This window comes from Paraburkholderia sp. SIMBA_030 (assembly GCF_046535245.1).
Taxonomy (GTDB): Bacteria; Pseudomonadota; Gammaproteobacteria; order Burkholderiales; family Burkholderiaceae; genus Paraburkholderia.
In genome coordinates this window covers 1-275 of record NZ_JAWRXB010000423.1, presented here as the reverse complement: position 1 = coordinate 275, position 275 = coordinate 1, and the positions used below count along the sequence as shown (strand labels likewise).

The 275-nt window shown below is 49.1% G+C and carries 1 rRNA gene; it reads right to left on the bottom strand.

Going from position 1 to position 275, the window contains the following annotated elements:
* Positions 1-119: 119 nt before the first annotated feature.
* Positions 120-235: ribosomal RNA gene (gene rrf, locus SB772_RS40620) — 5S ribosomal RNA — on the bottom strand.
* Positions 236-275 lie beyond the last annotated feature (40 nt).

Here is a 275-nt window from a genome sequence, read left to right as displayed (position 1 = left end):
CTATTCTAGAGGCATGGGTCAAAAATAACTGCGCCAATTTGTGCGTTAAGGGCGAGTACTTTCTCGCAGGCAAAACAAAACCCCTACCTGCATACGCAGATAGGGGTTTCGGAATTTAATCTTGACGATGACCTACTCTCACATGGGGAAACCCCACACTACCATCGGCGATGCATCGTTTCACTGCTGAGTTCGGGATGGGATCAGGTGGTTCCAATGCTCTATGGTCGTCAAGAAATTCGGTAGCCAGGTCGTTTTCTCTTGCGAGATCACGC